Here is a 21,763-nt window from a genome sequence, read left to right on the forward strand (position 1 = left end):
GCGAATCAAATCGGCGCCGTTTCGCGACATGGCGATACGAAAACCAGGCCTCGCGCATCGCGTGCGAAGCGCTATTTCTTACGAATCGCCGACGTTTGACTCACGCAACGGCGACGTCGAACGGCTGCAATGTGTGACGGAATGCCTCACAATCGATGCGCTTCGGCCCGGGGGCGCCCGCACGGGCACGGCCGGAACCAAAAACGACGTCTACATGTACTTGCAACCACCTGGAGGAGAGACCCATGGCTGACAGCCCGGACAACGAACCACGCAAGAAGAAGCCGCTCTGGATCTGGATCGCGCTGCTGGTGCCCTACGTGGCACTGCTCTGGCTGCCGTTCTACAACCACGGCGAGCCGAGCTTCGGCGGCCTGCCGATGTTCTACTGGTACCAGCTGCTGTGGGTGCCGATCACCTCGGTGCTGCTCTATCTCGTCTATCGGGGGGAGAAATGAACGGCACCATCGCAATCGATCCGGTGGCACTGACCATCTTCGTGGCCTTCTTCGCGCTGGTCACGGTGATCGGCTTCTTCGCGGCGCGCTGGAAGCGCGGCGACCTCACGCAGCTGCATGAGTGGGGGCTCGGCGGGCGCCAGTTCGGCGTCGTGATCTCGTGGTTCCTGGTGGGCGGCGACTTCTACACGGCCTATACCGTGATCGCGGTGCCGGCGCTGGTGTACGCGGTGGGCGGCTACGGCTTCTTCGCGCTGCCCTACACGATCATCGTCTATCCGTTCGTGTACCTGGTGATGCCGCGGCTCTGGAAGATCGCGCACGCGAAAGGCCACATCACGGCGGCCGATTACGTGCATGGCGAGTTCGGCGGCAAGTGGCTGCCGGCCGCGGTGGCGGTCACCGGCATCGTCGCGACGATGCCCTACATCGCGCTGCAGCTGGTGGGCATGCAGGTGGTGATCAAGGGGCTCGGCGTGACGGGCGAGCTGCCGCTCGTGATCGCGTTCCTGATCCTCGCGCTCTACACCTATACGAGCGGCCTGCGCGCGCCGGCGATGATCGCGTTCGTGAAGGACATCATGATCTACATCGTGGTGATCGCGGCCGTGTGCCTGATTCCGGTGAAGCTCGGCGGCTACGCGCACGTGTTCCAGGCGGCCGATACCTACTTCACGGCCAAGGGCGGCCCGACCGGCCTGCTGCTCAAGCCGACCCAGTTCACGGCCTACGCGACGCTGGCGCTCGGCTCGGCGCTGGCCGGCTTCATGTATCCGCACACCATGACGGCGGTGCTCTCGTCGGCGTCGGCCAACACGGTGCGCAAGAACGCGATCTTCCTGCCGATCTACACGCTGCTGCTCGGCCTGATCGCGCTGCTCGGCTACATGGCGATCGCCGCCGGGGTCCACGTGAGCTCGCCGAGCGACGTCGTGCCGACGCTGTTCCGCACGCTGTTCCCGTCGTGGTTCGTCGGCTTCGCCGCCGCCGCGATCGCGATCAGCGCGCTGGTGCCGGCCGCCATCATGTCGATCGGTGCCGCGAACCTGTTCACGCGCAACCTGTGGCGTCCGCTGGTGGCGCCGAACCAGTCGTCGGCGGGCGAGGCCTCGACGGCGAAGATCGTCTCGCTGGTGGTGAAGTTCGGCGCGCTGGTGTTCATCGTCGTGCTGCCCACGCAGTACGCGATCGACCTGCAGCTGCTGGGCGGGGTGTGGATCCTGCAGATCCTGCCGGCCGTGGTGCTGTCGATGTACACGCGCCGCCTCAGCTCGACGGGCCTGCTGGTCGGCTGGTTCATCGGGATCGTGGTGGGCACCGGCCTCGCGACCTCGACCGGGCTCAAGCCGGTGTACACGCTGCACTTCGGCGCCGCGTCGTACACGTTCTACATCGGCCTGATCGCGCTCGTGATCAACATCGTGACGACCTTCATCGTCTCGGCGCTGACGCCGGCGAGCCGCTCGCAGGCGGGCCGCGCCGCGGCCTGACGTCTGGACCGATGCCGGTCCGGCCCGCTGCATGCGGGTGCCGGACCGGCACGGTGGCTTGCTTCGACGGCTTCGCGGCGCGTCGGCTTCGTGGTGCGTCGGCTTCGTGGTGCGTCGGCTTCGCGGTGCTGGAGTGTCGGTGGCGGGCCGCCGTTCACGGCGCGGCATCCGGTGCAGGAGCCGGCGCCGCGCGCTCCGCTCGCCGGTCGCTCCATCCATCGTTCGCGGACGGCCTTGCGCCGTCCCGCTTCCCTTCCGGCCGCGCGCCGCGTCGCGCGGCTTCTCCCGCCTACAGCAGACCGGTGGTCAGCGCCTTCAGCGTGGCCGCCGCGCGCGTCGAGCATTCGAGCTTGCGGAAGATGCTCTCGATGTGCGTGCGCACCGTGCTCGGGCTCAGGTCGAGCATGCGCGCGGCCTCCTTGTTGCTGAGTCCGGCGCTGATCTGGCGCAGCACCTCGACCTCGCGCGGCGAAAGCAGCGTCGGGCCGCGCCGCGGCGCCGGCACCGTGCCGCCCGCCGTCGCGACCACGGCCGCCACCACCTCGGCATCGAAGCGCCCGGCGGCCGCCTCGCCATGCAGCAGCGCGGCCGCCGCGTCGAGCGCGTGGGCCGGCCGCCACGGCCGCGCCTCCAGCAGCGCCTGGAACGCGACGGCGGTGGCCAGCACGCGCCGCGGCAGGTCGAGCGCGGCGCCCGACATGGCGCGGAAATAACCGCTGCCATCGAGCCGCTCGTAGGCATGCGAGGCCAGTTCGGCCGCCTCGCGCAGGCCGGCGATCTGCTGGGCGGCACGCGCGGTCCAGTACGGCACCAGCCGGATCTGCTCCCACTGGTCGCTCGACAGCCGGCCGGGCGTCTCCCACAGCCGGTTCGGCAGCGCCGCGCGGCCGATGCCGTGCAGCAGCGCGGCCGCCTCGAGCTGCGCGCAGGTATCGGCGTCGAGCCCGAGCCGCTCGCCGGTGCGCGACGCGAGGCCCGCCACGCGCCGTGCGTAACCGGCCAGCCAGGGCAGCTTCAGTTCGGTGACGTCGGCCAGCAGGCTCAGTTCGACGTGGGCCGTGGCCTGATGGTCGGCAAAGTGCCAGCCGGACGTGTCGGGGTCGCCCTCGTCGAGTGCGTCGAGCCAGGCGTCGGCATGCGCGAGCGTCAGCTCGGCCAGCGCGGCCGGGTATTTCGTGCCGGCCTGCGCGCGCAGGTAGTCGCGAGCGGGCTCGCGGCCGTGCGCGCCGGCCAGGATCTCCAGGTCGCTCGCCAGATTCACGAGATAGACCGCCTGCGGAATCGCGTCGGCGGCGAGCCGCTGCGGCACGCCGTTGCCGTCGTAGCGCTCGAAGATCCCGCGCAGCGCCGCCACCACCTCGGCCGGCATGCCGAGCGTGACCGCGATGTCGCCGGAAATCTCGCAGTGGATCTGCGCGAGCGGCAGGAGCAGCGGCTGCGCCTGCGGCGCGAGCGGCGGCAGCCGTTGCGCCAGCATCGCCTCGCGCGCCGCGACGTCGTCGCCGAGCAGCTCGGCGAAGCCGCCCGCGTTCGCGGTGCAGCCGGACCAGCGCAGCATCGCCGCCGCGCGCGCGTGGTTGCAGCCGGCCTCGTCGGCGCCGGCCGCGGCAGCCAGCCACCCGGCCAGACAGGCGGTGCGGCGGGAATGATCGGTCGAGCGGCCCATGCTCAGATCGCCAACAAAGGCCAGCGCGAGGATGGCGTCGGTGAGTCGTGCCTTGCTCGTGGACATCGTGGAAGGTGGTGGATCGGGCGAACCGGATGCGGCTGACGGGACCGGCGGCGCCGAGCGCCCGGCCGCGACGCGCGCGGGCTGTCGGGCCGGCTCCCGGGTCGAACGACATCACTCGATGAGATCGTAATGAAGCGTCATTCTAGCGCAGGCCGGCGGCGGACCCCCGCCTGACCGCGAACGCCCCGGCCGAGGCACGGACGCGGCGGGACGGCCCCGCCGCCGCATGGCTGGACTGCTCTGTATCGCTCTGTATCGCACCACGCGAGCGATACATGGCCATGCAAATCGCGGCCGGCCCGAAACAAACCATACAAACGCCGCTGTTCCAATCCCGTCATGCCGAACGAGGCGCGCTCCGGAGCCGTGGAGCGCCGCGCCGGACGGCAGCCATCGGCGGACGCGCGATGGCCTCGCATCCCGTGCGGGCGACGGGCGAACCCGCCGGCACGCGACGGCCATGCGCCGGTCACGCATCCCGAACCTTTCGTATGTCACCAGGAGCACGCAATGAGCACGATCGAGAACGTTCTGTACACCGGCAAGACCCACACCACCGGCGGCCGCGACGGCGCGGCCGTGAGCCCGGACGGCCGGCTCGACGTCAGGCTGTCCGCGCCGGGCAGCCCGGGCGCCGGCACCAATCCGGAGCAACTGCTCGCGGCCGGCTGGTCGGCCTGCTTCATTGGGGCGATGCAGCTCGCGGCGCACCGGCTCGGCGTCACGATGCCGGCGGACGCCGCGCTCGACGCCGAGATCGATCTCGGCACGACCGACGGCCAATATTTCATCGCCGCGCGCCTGAACGTCAGCCTGCCGGGGCTCGATCACGACGTCGCGCAGGCGCTCGTCGAGGCGGCGCATCAGACCTGCCCGTATTCGAAGGCCACGCGCGGCAACATCGACGTCACGCTGACGGTGCGTTGAGGGGAGCTCCGGCGCGCGCGGTCAGGGCCGGCGGCGCGCGCCGGCGCGCGTTCATGCCGGGCCGAGCCTCAGGGTGACTCGCGATAGCGCGCCTGAAACGCCCGATAGTCGTCGGTAAGTTTCAGATGCTCGTGCTTGGGTTTGTCCGAGTGACAACCGATGCACAGTGCCTCGAGATTGCGTGGAGCGTTGTCGTACTTCAGTCCGTTGCGATGATGGACATGCAGGAAATGGGAATCGGCATTTGCCAATACCGTGCTGCACTTCTGGCAGCGGTAGCCGCGCTCGTGCCGGACCCGCTTCGATATCTCTTGCCAATCGGGCGGATAGACATTGGATGGCGCGGTTTCCGCGGAATGCTTCGGCCGGCGCGAGAATAGATCGCGCGGGTACCGCGTGAAGAAATCAGCAAGCGTGAACTGCCGGAAAATCGCATCGCGCCTGCCATACGCGGCCCCACGGTAATCGTCCCAATCGATCCGTTCCAGGCAGTTCTTGCATACGTTCAATCGTTCGTGCCGAGGCCCGGCGCCGCTTTTCGTGTAATTCACGAGAAACGAATCGGAATCCGGATTGGCGCCGACATACCGTTCGAAACGCTGATTCTCCCGTGCAGCCTGAAGCGTCCGGCAGTCGGCAATGTGGTATCGCGGCGTGTGGTTGGTCGAGACGTCGCGAATGTAGAGCAGGATCCGGTGATTACCGTAGGCGAGCGTGCCATCGTCGAGCACCTCGATCTGGTCCAGCGTTACGTCCACGCCCGAGCTTTTCAGTCGCTCCCTCAACAGCGCTTCGATCTCCGTACTCGCCTGCTGCACCCCGAACCGCTCGACGAGCGGCGCGCCCATGCGGTCGCGCAGCCGGTTCAGCGACGGCCACGCCAGGAAATCCGGTAGCTTGATGCTCATTTGCCGCGCAGCCCCTCGGCGATCAGGTCCATCTTGTCGCTCGCGTTCGTGACGATCCGGAACTCGACACGCTGGTTGGCCAGCTGCGCGGCGGCCGAATGCGCGTCCAACGAGATCGGGTGCGACGACGACAAGCCGTTGGCGGTCACGTGCTGGATCAGCCATTTGTCCTTCGGCTGCACGGCCTGCAGCGACAGCAGATATTCGAGCGTGCTGCGCGTGCGCGCCTGCGAGAGTTCCATGTTGCGGAAGTAGGCGGTCTTCTCGTCGGTCGTGCCGGTCCAGGCGGCGCTCGTGTGGCCCTCGATGCGGATTTCCTTCACCGCGTCACGGTATTGCCCGGACGTCAGCAGCGCCACGTAGCGCGGGAAGAACTGGCTCAGCACGTCCTTGAAACGAGGGCGCAGCTCGGCCGAGCCGGTCGCGAACAGCACGGTGGGATCGTTGAAGCGGATCGTCATGTCGCCGAGGATCTGCGCGTTCCACTGCTTGAGATCCTTCGCGAACTCCTTCTGCAAGGCCAGTTGCAGGTCCTTCCTGGTGGCCTCGTATTCCTTGACGACGAGCGTGGTGGTCTTCTCGACGCGCAGCATGAACGCGGCCGTCAGCAGCATGAAGACCAGCATCAGGCCGGTCATCAGGTCGGCCATCGGAATCCAGTACGACTGGTTGCCCTGTTCGGAATCCATGCCTCACCTCAGGCCGTGCCGGCGATGCGCACGACTTCGCGCAGGCGGTCCGTGAGCGGCGTGTAGTCGGCCACGAACTTCTCCGACAGCGACGCCAATTGCCTGCCGAGCGATTCGAGGCTCTTGTTCAGTTCCTCCTGCAGCCCCGTGTCGAGCGCCACCACGCTCTGCCGCACGGCTTCCATCGAGCGCGTCAGGCTCTCGTTCACGTCGGTCTGCGACTTGCGCAGCGTCTCGGTGAGCAGCTGCTTCATGTCCGACGACGACGCCTGCATCTGCGTGCCGAGGTTCCTCACCACCTCGGACACGTCGGCCTGCACCTTCGCCACGCCCTGCTTCATCGAGTCGGTCATCTCGTCGACCTTGCGCGAGAACTGCGGCGTGACATCCTTCATCTGCAGCAGCACCTCGGCCATCGAGCGCTGCGAGGCGTCGATCTGCTGATGCTGCTGCGCCAGCGCGCGCAGCGTGTTTTCGAGCGCGGCGGCGGTGCCCGCGAAGCCGGCCGCCTTGTCGATGAACACGCCGAGGCCCGCCGCGGCGTCACGCAGATCGTCGGCGGAGGTCTTCTGCAGCGCCTGGAGCTTGTCCAGCTCGTCCTTGTACTGCTGCTGCCAGACCACCAGCTTCTCGACGGCCGCGTTCAGGTGCCGGAAATTCTCGCCGAACTGCTCGCTGATCTTCGCGTTGAAATCGCGGATCACTTCCTTCAGCGCCTCGATCAGCGCCTTCGAGCCGTCCTGCGACATGCGTTGGGCGAACGTGTCGAACGAGCCGCGCAGCGCGCGCAACTCGTCGCCCTGCTCCTGACGCATCAGCTTGAGCTGCGACAGCAGGCTGCCTTCCTCGCTGCCCGACAGGCTGCGCTGCAGCGCCTGGGTGGCCGCCACCACGTCGTCGAGCGTGGCCGATTTTGGCGCCCCTTCAGCCTGCGGAATCGGCGTCTTGCGCGTGTAGTGCCGGTAGCGCAGCACCAGCGAGCCGGCCACGCCGCTCACCGACGCCCAGAACGCCGTCTTCACCCCTTCCAGCAGATGCGGCACGCTGTCGGACACATCGGTGGCGTCGAAATGCAGAAGCGCCAGGGCAATGCTGAGAAAGCAGCCGAGAATGCCGACCGTGGTCAGCACTTCCGGACCGTGAACCACGGCAAAACGATCGAAGCGGATATAGCCGAAATAAATCGTGAGGCCGATATTGGCGCAAACGAAACACATCGTCGGAATATCGCTGATGATCGACATAATGCCCGACGGCGATTCGCCGGCATATACCCAGGTGGACAGCGTGATGCCCAGCAGGCAAAGCGCGATTCTTGATTTCATGCTTGATTGGTCTTGGTGTCATTCCGTGACAGGTATGCCGCCTGTCGCCCCCGGCGCGGTTCTGGTCAGGACGCCAGCGGCCGCATGATAGCGGATGGCGAACGCCTTCTATTGCTCTTACGGTAGCCTGCCCGGAAACTTTAACGTTTCGGCCACAATGTCCTGCAACGGAAATCCGGACGCCCCAATGAGAAATGGCGCCAACCCGTGATAATCGGGAATGGCGCCATGTTCCGGTAAAACGTTTTCGGGCGATGAATCAGGCCGATAATCGCCGTCGAAATCGCGGATTCACGCTCTCTCCGGCCCGACGGCTTTCACCAGCTCAACTGCCGCGATACAGATCGTTCAGCCGGTCGAGTTCGCCGCTCTTCTGCGCGGCAACCAGTTCGTCGCGAACCTGCTGGCGCGTGAGCCCCGGCGCATCGGCCGACGCGACACGCTGGCCCTGGGCCGGTTGCACGGCGGGTTGCGGGGCGGGCGCCGGCTTCGCGAAGACCGAAGCGGACGAGACGAGGACGAGTGCGGCAACAGCGGTGGACAGCGTTTTCATGATGGACTCCGACGTTCAGGGGAAAAAGGTGGCTGGCAGACCGGTGTTGCGTGATTCGTCTGCCATGGAGTGATTTGAACGCCGCCACGTATCTCCGGTGTTTCCGCCGGGGCCATTCTTGAAACGGCAGGTATCGGACCAGCCGCCCGATACACGAACCTACAATTGAACCTACGATTCCCGGCCGCCCGCGCGCACCGACCGGACCAGGTTGTCGCGCAGCGCGACCACCGCCTGCCGGGTCTGCTCGACCTGGTCCGGCGTCAGGCCGCAGGCCTCGGCGAGGCTCACCTGCGCGAGTTCCTCGCGCAGCCGCCAGCCCTTTTTCGTCAAGGTGATCAGCACCTGGCGCTCGTCGTGCGCCGCGCGCTGCCGCTGCAGATAGCCGAGCGCCTCGAGCTTCTTCAGGATCGGCGTGAGCGTGTTCGATTCGAGGAACAGCTTCTCGCCGAGACGGCCGACGGTGGGCGCCTCTTCCTCCGACACCGCCACCAGCGTGATGTATTGCGTATAGGTCAGGCCCAGTTCGTCGAGCAACGGCTTGTAGGCCTTGCCGAACGCCAGATTCGCCGAATAGACGGCGAAGCAGAGGAAATCGCCGAGCCTCGGGGTGGCCGGGTCGGCCTGGGCAGCCTTGTCCTTGCGGTTCATATGCGTCCCTGTCGATGCGCGGAAGGTTGCGATCCGCGCATCATATATCGGACCCGATAGGCTCGCCCCACGAGCAGATCGGGAACGACGGGAAAACGAAGTTCGCGGCGGGGTCATTGCCATTGCCACCATTGCCGGCGGCGCCGCGATTGGTTATAGATGATAGTCCGCCTGCCGTCACCGGCCGGCGGCAGGCAGGCGCGGCCACGCCGCCGCGCCCTCCTCCGTCCGTTCGCGCCGTGCTTCCGATGACCTACACCTTCACGCTGACCGACACCGCCGACGAGCACATCCGCAAGCAGATCGCCGCGCCGCTCGTCGCTTACAACGACGGCCGCGCCGGTCCGAGCGGAAACCGGCTGCTCGTCGTGATGCTGCGCGACGCCGCCGCGGACGTGGTCGGCGGCCGGTGGGGCACGCGCGGCTGCGGCTGGTTGTTCACGCAACTGCTGGTGGTGCCGGAAGCCGCGCGCGGCATGGGGGTGGGCACGCGCCTGATGCAGTTGGCCGAACAGGAAGCGCTCGCGCGCGGCTGCCATGCCGCGTGGCTCGACACTTTCGAATTCCAGGCGCGGCCGTTCTACGAGCGGCTCGGCGACACCTGCTTCGCCGAGTTGCCCGGCTACCCGCCCGGCTTCGCGCGCCTGTTCATGAAAAAGACCTGGTGACCCGGCGCGGCGCGGGCCGCCGCAGCCAGCTCACGCCGACGATCACCGCCGCGCCGCAGGCCAGCCCGGCAATCAGGTCCACCAGATAGTGGCCGCCCACGGTCAGCGTCGCCACGATCATCAGCGCGTTCAGCGCCAGCGCGAACGGGAACACGCCGCGCACCTGGCGCACCGCCCAGGCGAAGAACATCGCCAGCATGGTGTGGAACGACGGCATCGAGACGAGCCCCTGCACGGCGAACGGATCGACGGCCCGCAGCCCGCCGAGCCGCAGCGGCGCGTAATGGCTCACGGTGGACGAGGTGCCGGGATCGGTCACGCCGTAGTAGAGGAACGCGCTCTCGGCCGGGAACGGGATCGAGATCAGCATCAGCAGGATCGACGCGGCGACCAGCACCACCAGGAATTCGGCGATCGCCTCGACGCGGCGCGCGACGGCGAGCACGAACGGAATCGCCAACAGCTGGAAATAGGCGCTGAAGTAGGCCCAGCGCAGCACCGTCTCCAGCCGCGGATGCGCGCCGACCCAGCGGTACGCGCGCGGCCAGTCGAAGCCGAGCGCGTGGTCGAGCCGCACCAGCAGGGCCGCGTTCGACGGCAGGCCGAGCCCGATGCCGATGTATTCGGTGATCGACACGGTCTGCGCCCAGACCACGATGGTGAGCAGGCAGAACACCGCCGCGGCCAGCTCGGCGCAGCGCAGCCGGGCGGCGACGCGCGCGTAGCGGGCGATGCCGGACAGCGCGAGCAGCACGAGGCAGCAGGCCAGCGAGACCGTCACGATCTTCCAGAGCGAAACCGGCCAGCCGTGCAGGATCGAGAAACCGCGCGCGTGCGCCCAGCGGAAATTGAATCCGATCGCCACCAGCGTCACGCCCCAGACGCCCGCGAAGGTCCCCACCGGCCGAAGTCTCATCGTGCTCCCGATCTTCTGGTTCTGTCCGCCGAGTCTAGCAGCAAGCGGCGCCGGCCCGGCAGCCTTCCGGCGGCCCGGCAACGGCCGCGAAGCCATGCCGGGCCGCCCGCGGCAGGCGCCGCCGGCGCCTCGCGACAGCATGCGATGCAGCAAAACCGCAAGCTCACGCGCGCCGACGTGTAAACTGCTGCCTTTTTTCGTTTCCTGCCGCATGCCGCCTTTCCCGCCGCGCACGCTTTCCGGTGCGCCCGCCCTCGTCCGTCTGCTGGCCAGTCTCGGCGACACCGGGCTGCCGCTCCCGGCCCAGGCCGCCCAGCAGCCGCTGGCCGACCGGCTCAGCCAATGGCTGAGCTGGACCGACGCGGTCGCGCTGTCGTCGGTGCTCGGCGCGCCGGCGCCCGCCCCGGCCGGCGGCGCACGCGCGCGCGACGACGAAGCGGCGCAGCGCTGCCGGAAGCTGCGCGCCACGCTGTCGGCGGCGATCGCCGGCGACCCCGTGCTGGCGCCCGCCCAGGCAGTACGGCGCGGCGCGGCGGCCGGCTTCGGCGCCCGGCGCGCGCAACACCGGCCGGCGCCGGACACCCCCGCCACGGACGCCGATTTCGCGGTCTATCGCCAGAGCTACCTCGCGTTGCAACAGCTGATGGACAGCGATATCGGCGACCTGCGCACGTTCCTGCGCGGCCGGCTCGCCGCGAGTTCGCCGGCAATGGCGCGGCTCGCCGTGCTCGACGCGGCGATGGAGCGCTCGCTCGCCGCGCGCGAGCGCAGCCTGTTCGGCGCCGTGCCGGGCCGGCTCGCGGCGCGCTTCGAGCGCCTGCGCCGCGAGGCGCTGGCCGCCCAGACTGAACAAGCCGATCAAAGCGATCAAAGCGGTAAAGGCGATCAAGCGGATCAGGTCGAGCCGGCACCGGCAGCCGGACAGTCCGGTGCCGACAATGCGGCCCCCGGCGGCCCGGCCGCGTCGGCCGGCGCGCCCGCGCCGCTCGCCTGGCTCGACACCTTCCGCAAGGATCTGCAGAGCGTCCTGCTCGCCGAACTGGAGGTTCGGTTCCAACCGGTGGAGGGGCTGCTCGCGGCCCTGCACACCCGCTAACGCAAACCTTATGTCCAGACTTCGTATCGATTTCGTTGTATTCCTCGCCGGCCTCGCCGTGGTGTGCTGGATCGGCGCCGGCTACCTCGCCACCAATCCGCTGGCGCTGGCCGTCACGGCCCTGATCGCGGCCTGCTACGCGGGCGGCGCGTTCGAGCTGCACCGCTACCGGCAGGCCACCGCGAACCTCGCGCGCGCGCTTTCCCTGCCCGCCGCGCCGGCCTCGTCCGGGGCCTGGCTCGACACGCTGCACCCGAGCCTGCGCGGCGCCGTGCGTGCGCGCCTCGACGGCGAGCGCGCCGCGCTGCCCGGCCCCGCGCTGACGCCGTATCTGGTCGGCCTGCTGGTGCTGCTCGGCATGCTCGGCACGCTGCTCGGCATGGTGGCGACGCTGCGCGGCACCAGCGCGGCGCTCGACGGCGCCACCGGCCTCGACGCGATCCGCGTCGCGCTCTATGCGCCGATCCGCGGGCTCGGCTTCGCGTTCGGCACCTCGATCGCCGGCGTCGCGAGTTCCGCGATGCTCGGGCTGCTCTCGGCGCTGTGCCGCCGCGAGCGGCTCGAAGTCGCCCAGCGCCTGGACGCGCAGCTGGCCACCACGCTGCGCCCGTTCACGCAGGCGCAGCAGCGCGAGGCCGGCTTCCTGATGATGCAGCGGCAGGCCGAGGCGCTGCCCACGCTGGTCGCGCGCCTGGAAACCCTGATCGCCGGCATCGAGCGCCAGAGCACGACGCTCGGCGAACATCAGATGGCCGGCCAGCAAGCGTTCCTCGCCAATGCCGAGGCCAGCTACACGCGTCTGGCCGCCACGCTCGGCGAGGCCCTGACGGCCAGCGCCGAGCACAGCGCGCGCGCCGCCGGCGCGGCGATCGCGCCGGTGGTGGAGGCTGCCATGGCCGGCCTCGCGCGCGAAAGCGCCGCCCTGCACGGCTCGCTGACGCAGGCCGTGGAGCGCCAGCTCGACGGCCTCACCACCGGCTTCGAGGCCAACGCCACGCGCGTGGCCGGGATCTGGACCGAGGCGCTCGACGCGCAGCGCCGCTGGGGCGACACGCTCGCGCACGACCTGCGCGGCGCGCTGGATGGCTTCAACCGCAGCTTCGAGGCGCGCTCGACGGCCCTGCTGCGCGAGGTCGGCACGCAGCAGGCGACGGCCGCGGACGGCATCTCGCAGGCGTGGCAGGCCGCGCTGGCGCGCCAGGAGCAGACCGGCGAGAAGCTGGCCGGCGACCAGCGGCAGGCACTCGCGGCCGCGGCCGACACCTTCGAGCGGCAGGCGGCCGGGCTGCTGCACGAGCTGGGCACGGCGCAGGCCGACTGGCAGGCGCGGCTCGCCGAGCGTGACGACACGCGCCTCAAGGCCTGGACGGCCGAACTCGCGGCGCTCGGCGCGGCGCTGCGCGGCGAATGGCATACGCTCAACGCGCAGGCGGCGCAGCAGCAGCAGGCCGTCTGCGCGACGCTCGAACGGACCGCCGGCACCCTCGTCGCGCAGGCCGAGACGCAGACCAGCCGCACGCTCGCCGAAATCGCGCGCGCCGCCGCCACCACGTCCGCCGCGTGGCAGACCGCGAGCGCGCAGGCCGCCGAGCGGCAGCAGGCGCTCGGCGAGGCGCTCGAACGGACCACGCACGGCATCGCGGCGCAGGCCGAGACGCAGGCCGCGCGCACCCTCGCCGAAATCACGCGGGCGGCCGACACGGCGTCGGCCGCGTGGCTCGCGGCGAGTACGCAGGCGGCCGAGCGTCAGGAAGCCGTGTGCGATGCGCTCGCGAAGACCGCCGGCGAGATCGCCGCGCATACCGAAGCGCAGGCGAGCGGCACGATCGCCGAGATCGCGCGCGCGGCTGAGGCCAATGCGTCGGCTTGGAAGGCGGCATCGACCGAAGCCACCGAGCGTCAGCAAGCCATCTGCGATGCGCTCGCGAAGACCGCCGGCGAGATCGCCGCGCATACCGAAGTACACGCAAGCGGCACCATCGCCGAAATCGCGCGCGCGGCGGAAGCCAACGCATCGGCATGGAAAGCCGCATCGACCGAAGCCACCGAGCGTCAGCAAGCTATCTGCGATGCGCTCGCGAAAACGGCCGGCGAGATCGCCACGCAAACCGAAGCGCAGGCGAGCGGCACCATCGCCGAGATCGCGCGTGCGGCGGAAGCCAATGCATCGGCTTGGAAAGCCGCATCGACCGAAGCCACCGAGCGTCAGCAAGCCATCTGCGATGCGCTCGCGAAAACGGCCGACGAGATCGCCACGCAAACCGAAGCGCACGCCAGCGGCACCATCGCCGAAATCGCACGCGCAGCCGAGGCCAACGCCTCGGCTTGGAAGGCGGCTTCGACCGAAGCGGCCGACCGCCAGCAAACCATCTGCGACACGCTCGCGAAAACCGCCGCCGACATCGCCGCCCACACCGAAACGCACGCGAACGGCACGATCGCCGAGATCGCACGCCTGGCCGACGCGGCCGCCGACGCGCCGCGCGCCGCCGCGGAGATCGTCGGCGAGCTGCGCCGCAAGCTCTCCGAGAGCATGGTGCAGGACACCGCGATGCTCGAGGAACGCTCGCGCCTGCTCTCGACCGTCGCCACGCTGCTCGACGCCGTCAGCCATGCCAGCACCGAGCAGCGCGACGCGATCGACGCGCTGGTGCAGACCTCTGCCGGCCTGATGGAGCGCGTGGGCACGCGCTTCGACGAGCAGGTCGCGGCCGGCGCGCAGGCGCTCGACGGCGTGGCCGCGCAAGTCACCGGCAGCGCGGTCGAGATGGCCAGCCTGGCCGACGCGTTCGGCCAGGCCGTGCAGCAGTTCGGCGCGACCAACGAGCAGTTGATGGCGCAGCTGCAGCGCATCGAAGCGGCGCTCGACCAGTCGCTCACGCGCAGTGACGAGCAGCTCGCTTACTACGTCGCGCAGGCCAAGGACGTGATCGACCTGAGCCTGCTCTCGCAGAAGCAGATCGTCGACAACCTGCAGCGCATCGGCGGGACGAACGCGGCATGAACGACGAGATCGAAGGCGGCGTGGAGCCGACCGCGCCCGTCTGGGCCGCGTTCGGCGACCTGATGGCGGCACTGCTCGGCGCGTTCGTGCTGATCCTGGTCGGCGTGATCGGGATGCAGCTCGAAGCCTCGTCGCGGCTCGCCGACGAGGTGAAGCAGCGGCAGCTCGAAACGCAGCGGCGCAAGACGCTCGAACAGGCGCTGGCCGGCCCGCTCGCGGCCGGCCGCGTGACGCTGGTGGACGGCCGCATCGGCATCAGCGGCAACGTGCTGTTCGCCGTGAATTCCGACCAGTTGCAGCCCCAGGGCAGCGAGCTGCTGCGCAGCCTCGCCGGGCCGCTGAGCGCCTATCTGCGCGATCGCGACCAGATCCTGATGGTCAGCGGTTTCGCCGACGACCAGCAGGTCCACGCCGGCAACCATCGTTTCGCCGACAACTGGGAACTCTCGGCCGAGCGCGCGCTGACGGTCACGCGCGCGTTCATCGACGCCGGCGTGCCCGCCGCCTCGGTGTTCGCGGCGGCGTTCGGCTCCGAGCAGCCGGTCAGCTCGAACGCCGACGAGGCGGGCCGCGCGCGGAACCGCCGCGTGGAGATCGCCGCGGTGCCGCGCCCGACGAGTTCGGTGGCGGCCGCCGCGCCTGCTTCGGCCGCTTCGCAGCCCACCGCCGCGACGGGCAACACGCATGAGTGACGCGTTCCCGCCCGGACACGACGAGGCCTCGGCGCCCGACGCGGCGCCGCTCGGCTCCGCCGCGATCGAGGCCCGGCTCGCCGGGTGGCGCGCGGACGGCGCCGACCGGCTCGCGCCCGTGCGTTTCGCCGCGCTCGACGCGCTGGCACGGCGCGCCAGCACGCATGCGGGCGCGACGCGGCGCGTGCTGGACGCGCGGCTCGACGCCCTGCTCGCCGCCTACGCGGCAATCGTCGAACGCGAGGCATCGCACGAACCCATGGCCGCCGCACCCGCCGAAGCGCGGCCGCCGCGTGATGCATTCGCGGCCCTGCATGACGACGTCGCGCGCGCCGCACGCCGCGCGCCGCCCGCCGAACTGCTCGATTATTTCCGTGAAGTCTGGTCGAAGCTGAGCGCCGACCAGCAGGTGCAGCAGTCGCTCGACCGCGTGCCGAGGAACGCCGGGCCGCTCAATTCGAGCAGCCTCGTGCATCGCGCGTTGCTGCTGATGCGCGAGCTGTCGCCCGACTATCTGCGGCAGTTCCTCGCCTATGCCGACGCGCTGTCGTGGCTCGAGGACCTGCATGGCGACGCGGCCTCGACGCAGAAGGATGCGCCGCGCGCCACGGCCGGCGCCCCGAAGAAAGCGCGCCGCACGAAGGCGCGTTAGGTCCGTCAGGCGCGCAACGTTACGGCGTATTGCACGGCATTGCACGGCATTTCACCGTGTTGCGCCACCTGACACGGCGGCGGCCACGCGCGCGCGGACGCCATCTGCACGAGACGCGCGCCGCGCGGCCGGCGATCCCGCGCGGCGCATTCGACAAAACTGGCCGAATCGGCCTCGCCCCAGCCGCATTCGCCGCCGTCACACGGCTTTTTCACGGTCGTTCCTGTCCACACGAAGATGACAACGCGCCCCGTGCGCAACCGTAACATTGTTAAATAAAGACAAATCGAAACGCAAACCTTTGCGCGGCTAAACCTGCATCGCCGCGCGCCGTTATTGCTTATCAGATGGCCTTCATCGCCACGACCGACAAACCGAGCGCGTCGGCATTGAGAGAATTTCCTTCACGTCTCGGACAAGCTATCCGGAATCTATTGGTATGAGTAATAAGAAGATGTCGGTCAAGGCAAAACTCTACGGCGCGTTCGCCGTGCTGGCGGCCGTGGTCGCGATCGTATCGGGGATCTCGCTGGCGATGCTTGGCAGCGCCAACGATCGCTTCGTGCGTTTCGTATCCGGCGTCAACGCGCGCGCGCTGACGGCGCAGCAGGTGCGCAACGCCGTGGACCGGCGCGCCATCGCGGCGCGCAATATGGCACTCGCCGTGCGCCCCGCCGATTTCGAGCTGGAAAAGCAGGTGGAGGCGCAGGCCCAGCAGGACGTCGAGTCGAGCCTCTCGAAACTCAATACGATGATCGCGAACGGCTCGGACACCAGCGAGAAGGCACGCGCGCTGGTGGCCGAGATCAACCGGATCGAGACCGCCTATACTCCGGTCGCCCAGGGGATCGTCGATCTCGCCGTGGCCGGCAAGCGCGACGACGCGATCACCAAGATCAACGACGAGTGCCGGCCGCTGCTGGCCGCGCTGGTCAAGGCCACCGACACCTATCAGGCGTCCGCGCGCGAGCGCGCCGACGGCATGCTGCGCGAGGCCGAGGAACACTACGCGCTGCAGCGCAACCTGCTGGTGTCGACCTGCCTCGCGGCGATCGCAATGGCGGTGATCGCGGGGCTGCTGATCACGCGCGGCCTGATGCGCTCGCTCGGCGCCGAGCCGGACGACCTGAACGCCGTGGCGCGCCGCGTGGCCGACGGCGACCTGAGCCGCGTGGCGGGCGGCGAACAGGCGCCCGAGGGCAGCGTGCTGGCCTCGATGGCGCAGATGCAGGCCAGCCTCGTCGACCTGATCGGCCAGGTGCGCTCGGCCGCCGACGGCATCGCGACCGGTTCGAGCCAGATCGCCTCGGGCAACGTCGACCTGTCCGCGCGCACCGAGCAGCAGGCCGCCTCGCTGCAGGAAACCGCATCGAGCATGGAGCAGCTGACGTCCACCGTGCGCCAGAACGCCGAGAACTCGCAGCAGGCCAGCATGCTCTCGACCAACGCCTCGGCGGTGGCCGTGAAGGGCAGCCAGGTGGTCGGCCAGGTGGTCAGCACGATGGGCGACATCAGCGCCAGTTCCACGCGCATCGCCGACATCACCGGCATCATCGAGGGCATCGCGTTCCAGACCAACATCCTGGCGCTGAACGCGGCGGTGGAAGCGGCGCGCGCCGGCGAGCAGGGACGCGGCTTCGCGGTGGTGGCCAGCGAGGTGCGTTCGCTCGCGCAGCGCTCGTCGAGCGCGGCCAAGGAGATCAAGGAGCTGATCGGCGAATCGGTGCGCAAGATCGCGGAAGGCTCGTCGCTCGCGACCACGGCCGGCGCGACCATGTCCGAGGTGACCCAGGCGGTGGCGCGCGTGACCGACATCATGGGCGAGATCGCCTCGGCGTCGCACGAGCAGAGCCGTGGCATCGAGCAGGTCAACCTCGCCATCACGCAGATGGACTCCGTCACGCAGCAGAACGCGGCGCTGGTCGAGGAAGCGGCGGCGGCGTCGAAGTCGCTCGAAGGCCAGGGGCGGCATCTGACCGAGGCGGTGGCGTTCTTCCGCGTCGGCGCCACGGTGTGAGCGCGGTGACGCCGCCGGGATAGGTGGTGGCGTGAGGGGCGGGCTGGTGAAATATAGCTCGCCGATGCGTTGGCATGCCTTCCCCAAAGGCCGCCGCTCCAGCTGGGTTCATGTCGATTTGATGCCGAACATTCGGAATGCAGGCGGAACTTGGATCATCGCCTTGGCGATCTGCATCTCTACATCACTTTGGCGGCGAGCATACGCATGCGAGTGAGGTTATAGGCCGTCCGTGTCGTCAGGAACAATTGCTCGACTCGCTCACGATCGCGATACATCGCCCGGCGAAGCCGGCCAACCGTATTGCCTCAATCGAAGATCTGCCCGATGCGTTCGCATTGTGTTGGCTGACAGCGTAACCAGCCCAGCGCGCCGTACGCGCCGTCAATGGGCGAGCCCCCGGTTCGGCCGTCGTCTGGCGCCGCGTGCGGCATCACACGATTGATCCGGCGCGTCGGCTCCGAACCCACGCTGACTGCTGCCATATTCAGTCAAGATGCCGCGGCGCCACGCTTGCGACCCAGATCACATCTCGTTCAGCCAACTGGTATCTAACGTTCCAGCGTGGTGCCGACTCTCGTGCAACGAGACGCCTCAAGGGAATCGCCTTGTCCACGGCAACCTCACAAATGCCGAGGTTGGTCGATCTTGCTCGGCCGTCACCGTCCCGGTTGACATCGGCGCCAATTGCCCAGCAAGACGCGCTGCGATTTGCTGCCGCCCGCCTGGGTGAACGCGAACTCGCCCTTTACCCGCACGACCAGATCCAGACCGCAATCGAGTGCGCCGTCGGCCGGACGGCGCTGGCCGCAATCCTCAAGGCACGCAACAAAACCGTCGCCGATGACAGGACCGTCGTGCAGCCCGACGGCAACATCGCCGCTGAAAAGATGCGGAACACCAGGCACTCGACGATCGAACAGGCACCGCCTCACGGGGCTCAACGCAGGCGATCGCGCCGCTCGATCTGGCCTGCACACGCATCGGCGAGCGGCCGACCTCGGGGCAATCTGCGCGACTCACAATCCCCAGCGCGATCCGCCCCATGCAGAAAATGGCCAGCTGAATCCTCTTTGCCGCCGACGAGCAACGAGTGAGGGCGCTCGGAGCAGCAGCCTCGGTAATCAACGGTAAGCACATCAAGACGCACCGTTCAAACTGGATTGCCGGGTAACTACATCTGACGCCGAGTTCGATTTAGGCATTGGAATCAGTCGTATCAAATAACCACGCACAAATCGACGCAAACTGTCGCAGTAGATGATTTGATTCGATGCAAACTGTCGCAGCTGACGCCCCGATTTCATCAGCGACTGCGGCGAGCAGCAACCGACTACGACTACGCAGCCCTCACGCCTTGGCACATGCACGCCCTCTTCAACCTCGGCGAACGTCATTAAGCGACTGGAGATGAGCTGTTGACTGAAAATTTCATCGAAGTTAGGATAACTACGAATGATTCTGATTTGCATCTTCATTCAGTCATTCATCCGATAACCTTTCCGAGATAAAAATGACCATGTCCAATTTGAAATGCTTCGAAAGAATTGTGTTCCTTCGCGCCTCAAAGGTCACGAGAGGCCAAGGCGGCGGCCCCAACATCGAAGGTCGGTATACGGTTTACCGGAGCTTTGCCGATATGGGGCCCATTCCATTTGGCACGTTCGTGCCATTTTGAAAACGACCACTCACCAAATGGCAGACAATATCTGTTGAGGTGGTGATTGCACAATAATCCCCCGCACCTTGGGCTACGGGTGCGGGAAAAACATCGCACGCAAAAAAATGATCGGCAACTACAAAATCATAGACACCAATGAATCATTCAGATTAATTGAGAGAAAACATCTGCAAAAAATCAACATCAACGTAAATATCAAATCACTTTCCAACGAAACCCTGAAAATTGCAGCTTGCATTTCCGGGAATCCACAGATCATATCCATTACCAGCGATCCCTTCAATAAAAGCACAATATTTCTTTCGGAAGATGCAGCATCGGTGCATCTATCCACCGATCTGAGAAAAATATATGGCTTGAGCCCCCGGACAATCGACCTCGATTCCGTCGCGGCCTCCCTCATGGGTGATGAAAATTATTCATTCCGCACGATATGGAAAGGACTTTTTTCGCTTCCACCAGGAGGAACCATAAAAATTTCCCGCATCAGGAATAATGCCAATAACGAACCTGAGTTCGAATATCCCTGCCTGAGAGAAAGCAATACCCGGATTGATATCGCGGATTCGTTCTTGAAAACCCTGCAAGATTATAGTCATGGCCACGAGCTTGTAATGGTTAATTTTTCTGGAGGAACGGATTCAAGTGCAATCCTGTATGGCCTTATGGAATTTCGCGATCCTAAAAATATAGTTGCCGTCACGTGGCATGCAACCAATAGTAGCTCACCTCATGATGTCGAGCATGCGAAATCAATCACCAACGCCCTGGGAGTTCGACATGTTGTCTCAACCATCGCTCCAGACGAATTAGTTTCTCTTACTCCGTCATCTTTCATTCGGCCACTACCATCCACCGCAACAGCGTTCGATAATTTTTATGAGCGAACCATTCTGGATATGTTGGCAGAAACCGAATGCTCCACAGTTGGCGTTTTCGACGGTCACGGGGGTGATCATCTTTTTCTCGATCCCCCACCTTCTGAAATTTTACGTCAAATTCTAAAGAAATATGGTCCACGCACGGCGCTCCGCAAGCTCGACCATTTAGCAAAACTAACAAACATCGGAACACCGATGCTTGTATTTTCAGGAATCCTCTCAAGACGCAAAACATTACATCCTCAAGATTCGTCGTTATTTTCCACCGAACTTAAAAATCTAGCCAATACATCAAAAAAGAGAAACACCCCATCTGACGATATCCATGAGAGATGGATTTTGTCAGCAATTTATCAAAATAGCTTCCAATCGAACCATCTACCAATATCAAACATATACTTTCCATTCACATCAAGAAAAATGATTGATGCGGCACGTTCATGGCCGAATCATGAATTTTTCGACGGCACCAGACGCCGAATTCCGTTTCGCTCCTCGATTCAGGCTCGCTTCCCGGATATTCAATTCAGATCAGAAAAGGGCGACATTACTGCAGCTCATCAAAGGTCCATTTTGAAAAACCTGACCGAAATTCAGTCAACGATTGAAAATGGGTATCTTTCGAAACTCGAATACATCAACAGAGATGCCGTTGCACGCCACATGAATCATGCAGCAACCGGCGTCAATGGAATTTCAGCCGCCCTGCTTCGCCTCATATCATTTGAAAAAACACTCTTGCAATTTACATAATATGCCTTTCAAATTTAACGATAATATTCAACATATCCTGCTGCATGACTCATTGATAATATTTGATGAAAAAAATGACACATTTCTCGTTCTTCCCGAGGACACCACTCGTGAAGTATTGTCGTCATTTGAAGACATGAAAGATCGGGCCGGGATTGTCGAACATTTGGTTCAAGAATCGATTTTAATTTCTGCTGACACCCGACAATATATCAGCACTATCTCCATGTCCGGGTACGGCATCGGCGACTATCGATGGGATCGCCGGGAACACCTTATTACAGCAGTAAGATTCAGATATGTCGTTGAGGCATTGGCGGTTGCAATCAGCCTCAAACTACGACTTGCCTCTTTGGGGCTTCCCCGGATACTCGCACAGATGCGCACCTCGAAGAAACGAACGCCTCCCCGACGCGATGATTTGATTTACCCTCAACAACTGGCCTATTCGTTGACGCGAGCCTCCCATTTTCTTCCATTTCGCTTCGAGTGCCTCGAATTTTCATGCGCGTTATTCAAAATATTAATCAGGAAAGGCTACCACCCAACTTTCCATATCGGCGTCCAAAATTACAATTTTCTCTCTCATGCATGGATCGACATTAACGGCGTGGTAATTGGCGATCGAGCGGACATGTTCCAGAGAATTTCACCTATTGTGAGCATCTAG

20 protein-coding genes and 1 pseudogene are annotated in these 21,763 nt (G+C 65.9%); 11 read left to right on the forward strand and 10 right to left on the reverse strand.

What is annotated here, in order from left to right; translation table 11 throughout:
* Positions 1-245 precede the first annotated feature (245 nt).
* A complete protein-coding gene (locus tag BpN12_RS08230; RefSeq protein WP_246791948.1) occupies positions 246-458 on the forward strand; it encodes a DUF3311 domain-containing protein in 213 nt (70 codons plus the stop codon).
* Positions 455-1,948 carry a monocarboxylate uptake permease MctP gene (mctP, locus tag BpN12_RS08235; RefSeq protein ID WP_246791949.1) on the forward strand — a complete coding sequence of 498 codons (1,494 nt, stop codon included), beginning with the start codon at positions 455-457 and terminating at the stop codon, positions 1,946-1,948. The genes BpN12_RS08230 and mctP overlap by 4 nt, the downstream gene beginning before the upstream one ends.
* A gap of 289 nt (positions 1,949-2,237) precedes the next feature.
* Here mctP and BpN12_RS08240 read toward each other — a convergent pair whose 3' ends face one another.
* On the reverse strand, positions 2,238-3,680 hold the full coding sequence (locus BpN12_RS08240; RefSeq protein ID WP_246791950.1) for an HD domain-containing phosphohydrolase: 1,443 nt from the start codon (positions 3,678-3,680) through the stop codon (positions 2,238-2,240).
* A gap of 510 nt (positions 3,681-4,190) precedes the next feature.
* Between BpN12_RS08240 and BpN12_RS08245 the strand changes: the two genes are divergently transcribed.
* Positions 4,191-4,607, forward strand: coding sequence for an organic hydroperoxide resistance protein (locus BpN12_RS08245; protein WP_246791951.1), 417 nt, complete (start codon positions 4,191-4,193; stop codon positions 4,605-4,607).
* Between the two features lie 68 nt (positions 4,608-4,675).
* Here BpN12_RS08245 and BpN12_RS08250 read toward each other — a convergent pair whose 3' ends face one another.
* The 5 genes from BpN12_RS08250 to BpN12_RS08270 all read right to left on the reverse strand — a co-directional run bounded on the left by BpN12_RS08250 (position 4,676) and on the right by BpN12_RS08270 (position 8,733).
* Positions 4,676-5,515: an HNH endonuclease gene (locus BpN12_RS08250; protein WP_246791952.1), complete on the reverse strand. Its 840-nt coding sequence runs from the start codon at positions 5,513-5,515 to the stop codon at positions 4,676-4,678.
* On the reverse strand, positions 5,512-6,204 hold the full coding sequence (locus BpN12_RS08255) for an OmpA/MotB family protein (protein WP_246791953.1): 693 nt from the start codon (positions 6,202-6,204) through the stop codon (positions 5,512-5,514). The genes BpN12_RS08250 and BpN12_RS08255 overlap by 4 nt, the downstream gene beginning before the upstream one ends.
* A gap of 8 nt (positions 6,205-6,212) precedes the next feature.
* Positions 6,213-7,529 (reverse strand): hypothetical protein, encoded by a 1,317-nt coding sequence (locus BpN12_RS08260; RefSeq protein WP_246791954.1) that lies wholly within the window; start codon positions 7,527-7,529, stop codon positions 6,213-6,215.
* A 325-nt stretch (positions 7,530-7,854) separates the two neighbouring features.
* Positions 7,855-8,082, reverse strand: a complete 228-nt coding sequence (locus BpN12_RS08265) for a DUF4148 domain-containing protein (RefSeq protein ID WP_246791955.1) — start codon at positions 8,080-8,082, stop codon at positions 7,855-7,857.
* A 171-nt stretch (positions 8,083-8,253) separates the two neighbouring features.
* Positions 8,254-8,733, reverse strand: a complete 480-nt coding sequence (locus BpN12_RS08270; protein ID WP_246791956.1) for a MarR family winged helix-turn-helix transcriptional regulator — start codon at positions 8,731-8,733, stop codon at positions 8,254-8,256.
* Positions 8,734-8,981: 248 nt separating this feature from the next.
* Between BpN12_RS08270 and BpN12_RS08275 the strand changes: the two genes are divergently transcribed.
* Complete coding sequence (locus tag BpN12_RS08275; RefSeq protein ID WP_246791957.1) at positions 8,982-9,401, forward strand: GNAT family N-acetyltransferase; 420 nt, start codon at positions 8,982-8,984, stop codon at positions 9,399-9,401.
* On the opposite strand, the gene BpN12_RS08280 is transcribed toward BpN12_RS08275, so the two are convergent.
* On the reverse strand, positions 9,382-10,317 hold the full coding sequence (locus BpN12_RS08280) for a phosphatase PAP2 family protein (protein ID WP_246791958.1): 936 nt from the start codon (positions 10,315-10,317) through the stop codon (positions 9,382-9,384). The genes BpN12_RS08275 and BpN12_RS08280 overlap by 20 nt on opposite strands.
* 94 nt (positions 10,318-10,411) lie before the next feature.
* On the opposite strand from BpN12_RS08280, the gene BpN12_RS08285 reads away from it, so the two are divergent.
* The 5 genes from BpN12_RS08285 to BpN12_RS08305 all read left to right on the forward strand — a co-directional run bounded on the left by BpN12_RS08285 (position 10,412) and on the right by BpN12_RS08305 (position 17,778).
* Entirely contained in the window at positions 10,412-11,413 is a 1,002-nt protein-coding gene (locus tag BpN12_RS08285; protein WP_425306305.1) for a DUF3348 domain-containing protein, read from the forward strand.
* Positions 11,414-11,423: 10 nt separating this feature from the next.
* On the forward strand, positions 11,424-14,417 hold the full coding sequence (locus tag BpN12_RS08290) for a DUF802 domain-containing protein (protein WP_246791959.1): 2,994 nt from the start codon (positions 11,424-11,426) through the stop codon (positions 14,415-14,417).
* Positions 14,414-15,109 carry an OmpA family protein gene (locus tag BpN12_RS08295; RefSeq protein ID WP_246791960.1) on the forward strand — a complete coding sequence of 232 codons (696 nt, stop codon included), beginning with the start codon at positions 14,414-14,416 and terminating at the stop codon, positions 15,107-15,109. Before BpN12_RS08290 ends, BpN12_RS08295 begins: the two co-directional genes overlap by 4 nt.
* A complete protein-coding gene (locus tag BpN12_RS08300) occupies positions 15,102-15,761 on the forward strand; it encodes a DUF2894 domain-containing protein (protein ID WP_246791961.1) in 660 nt (219 codons plus the stop codon). Before BpN12_RS08295 ends, BpN12_RS08300 begins: the two co-directional genes overlap by 8 nt.
* Before the next feature lie 439 nt (positions 15,762-16,200).
* On the forward strand, positions 16,201-17,778 hold the full coding sequence (locus BpN12_RS08305) for a methyl-accepting chemotaxis protein (RefSeq protein WP_246791962.1): 1,578 nt from the start codon (positions 16,201-16,203) through the stop codon (positions 17,776-17,778).
* Between the two features lie 179 nt (positions 17,779-17,957).
* Here the strand turns inward: BpN12_RS08305 and BpN12_RS08310 are convergent.
* The 3 genes and pseudogenes from BpN12_RS08310 to BpN12_RS08320 all read right to left on the reverse strand — a co-directional run.
* Positions 17,958-18,227 (reverse strand): annotated as a pseudogene (locus BpN12_RS08310) (IS5/IS1182 family transposase); the annotation flags it as partial.
* Between the two features lie 210 nt (positions 18,228-18,437).
* Positions 18,438-18,686: a hypothetical protein gene (locus BpN12_RS08315; protein WP_246791963.1), complete on the reverse strand. Its 249-nt coding sequence runs from the start codon at positions 18,684-18,686 to the stop codon at positions 18,438-18,440.
* A 231-nt stretch (positions 18,687-18,917) separates the two neighbouring features.
* Positions 18,918-19,256, reverse strand: a complete 339-nt coding sequence (locus tag BpN12_RS08320) for a hypothetical protein (RefSeq protein WP_246791964.1) — start codon at positions 19,254-19,256, stop codon at positions 18,918-18,920.
* 307 nt (positions 19,257-19,563) lie between these two features.
* Between BpN12_RS08320 and BpN12_RS08325 the strand changes: the two genes are divergently transcribed.
* Positions 19,564-21,093: an asparagine synthase-related protein gene (locus BpN12_RS08325; protein WP_246791965.1), complete on the forward strand. Its 1,530-nt coding sequence runs from the start codon at positions 19,564-19,566 to the stop codon at positions 21,091-21,093.
* A 1-nt stretch (position 21,094) separates the two neighbouring features.
* Positions 21,095-21,763 (forward strand): lasso peptide biosynthesis B2 protein, encoded by a 669-nt coding sequence (locus BpN12_RS08330; protein ID WP_246791966.1) that lies wholly within the window; start codon positions 21,095-21,097, stop codon positions 21,761-21,763.

It is taken from the genome of Burkholderia perseverans, from assembly GCF_022870505.1.
Taxonomy (GTDB): domain Bacteria; phylum Pseudomonadota; class Gammaproteobacteria; order Burkholderiales; family Burkholderiaceae; genus Burkholderia; species Burkholderia plantarii.

Excerpts from the sequence above, each read along its gene's own strand:
- BpN12_RS08230 (WP_246791948.1), top strand. The coding sequence starts at position 246 with ATGGCTGACAGCCCGGACAACGAACCACGCAAGAAGAAGCCGCTCTGG.
- mctP (WP_246791949.1), top strand. The coding sequence starts at position 455 with ATGAACGGCACCATCGCAATCGATCCGGTGGCACTGACCATCTTCGTG.
- BpN12_RS08240 (WP_246791950.1), bottom strand. The coding sequence starts at position 3,680 with ATGTCCACGAGCAAGGCACGACTCACCGACGCCATCCTCGCGCTGGCC.
- BpN12_RS08245 (WP_246791951.1), top strand. The coding sequence starts at position 4,191 with ATGAGCACGATCGAGAACGTTCTGTACACCGGCAAGACCCACACCACC.
- BpN12_RS08250 (WP_246791952.1), bottom strand. The coding sequence starts at position 5,515 with ATGAGCATCAAGCTACCGGATTTCCTGGCGTGGCCGTCGCTGAACCGG.
- BpN12_RS08255 (WP_246791953.1), bottom strand. The coding sequence starts at position 6,204 with ATGGATTCCGAACAGGGCAACCAGTCGTACTGGATTCCGATGGCCGAC.
- BpN12_RS08260 (WP_246791954.1), bottom strand. The coding sequence starts at position 7,529 with ATGAAATCAAGAATCGCGCTTTGCCTGCTGGGCATCACGCTGTCCACC.
- BpN12_RS08265 (WP_246791955.1), bottom strand. The coding sequence starts at position 8,082 with ATGAAAACGCTGTCCACCGCTGTTGCCGCACTCGTCCTCGTCTCGTCC.
- BpN12_RS08270 (WP_246791956.1), bottom strand. The coding sequence starts at position 8,733 with ATGAACCGCAAGGACAAGGCTGCCCAGGCCGACCCGGCCACCCCGAGG.
- BpN12_RS08275 (WP_246791957.1), top strand. The coding sequence starts at position 8,982 with ATGACCTACACCTTCACGCTGACCGACACCGCCGACGAGCACATCCGC.
- BpN12_RS08280 (WP_246791958.1), bottom strand. The coding sequence starts at position 10,317 with ATGAGACTTCGGCCGGTGGGGACCTTCGCGGGCGTCTGGGGCGTGACG.
- BpN12_RS08285 (WP_425306305.1), top strand. The coding sequence starts at position 10,412 with ATGCCGGGCCGCCCGCGGCAGGCGCCGCCGGCGCCTCGCGACAGCATG.
- BpN12_RS08290 (WP_246791959.1), top strand. The coding sequence starts at position 11,424 with ATGTCCAGACTTCGTATCGATTTCGTTGTATTCCTCGCCGGCCTCGCC.
- BpN12_RS08295 (WP_246791960.1), top strand. The coding sequence starts at position 14,414 with ATGAACGACGAGATCGAAGGCGGCGTGGAGCCGACCGCGCCCGTCTGG.
- BpN12_RS08300 (WP_246791961.1), top strand. The coding sequence starts at position 15,102 with ATGAGTGACGCGTTCCCGCCCGGACACGACGAGGCCTCGGCGCCCGAC.
- BpN12_RS08305 (WP_246791962.1), top strand. The coding sequence starts at position 16,201 with ATGAGTAATAAGAAGATGTCGGTCAAGGCAAAACTCTACGGCGCGTTC.
- BpN12_RS08320 (WP_246791964.1), bottom strand. The coding sequence starts at position 19,256 with ATGAAGATGCAAATCAGAATCATTCGTAGTTATCCTAACTTCGATGAA.
- BpN12_RS08325 (WP_246791965.1), top strand. The coding sequence starts at position 19,564 with ATGATCGGCAACTACAAAATCATAGACACCAATGAATCATTCAGATTA.
- BpN12_RS08330 (WP_246791966.1), top strand. The coding sequence starts at position 21,095 with ATGCCTTTCAAATTTAACGATAATATTCAACATATCCTGCTGCATGAC.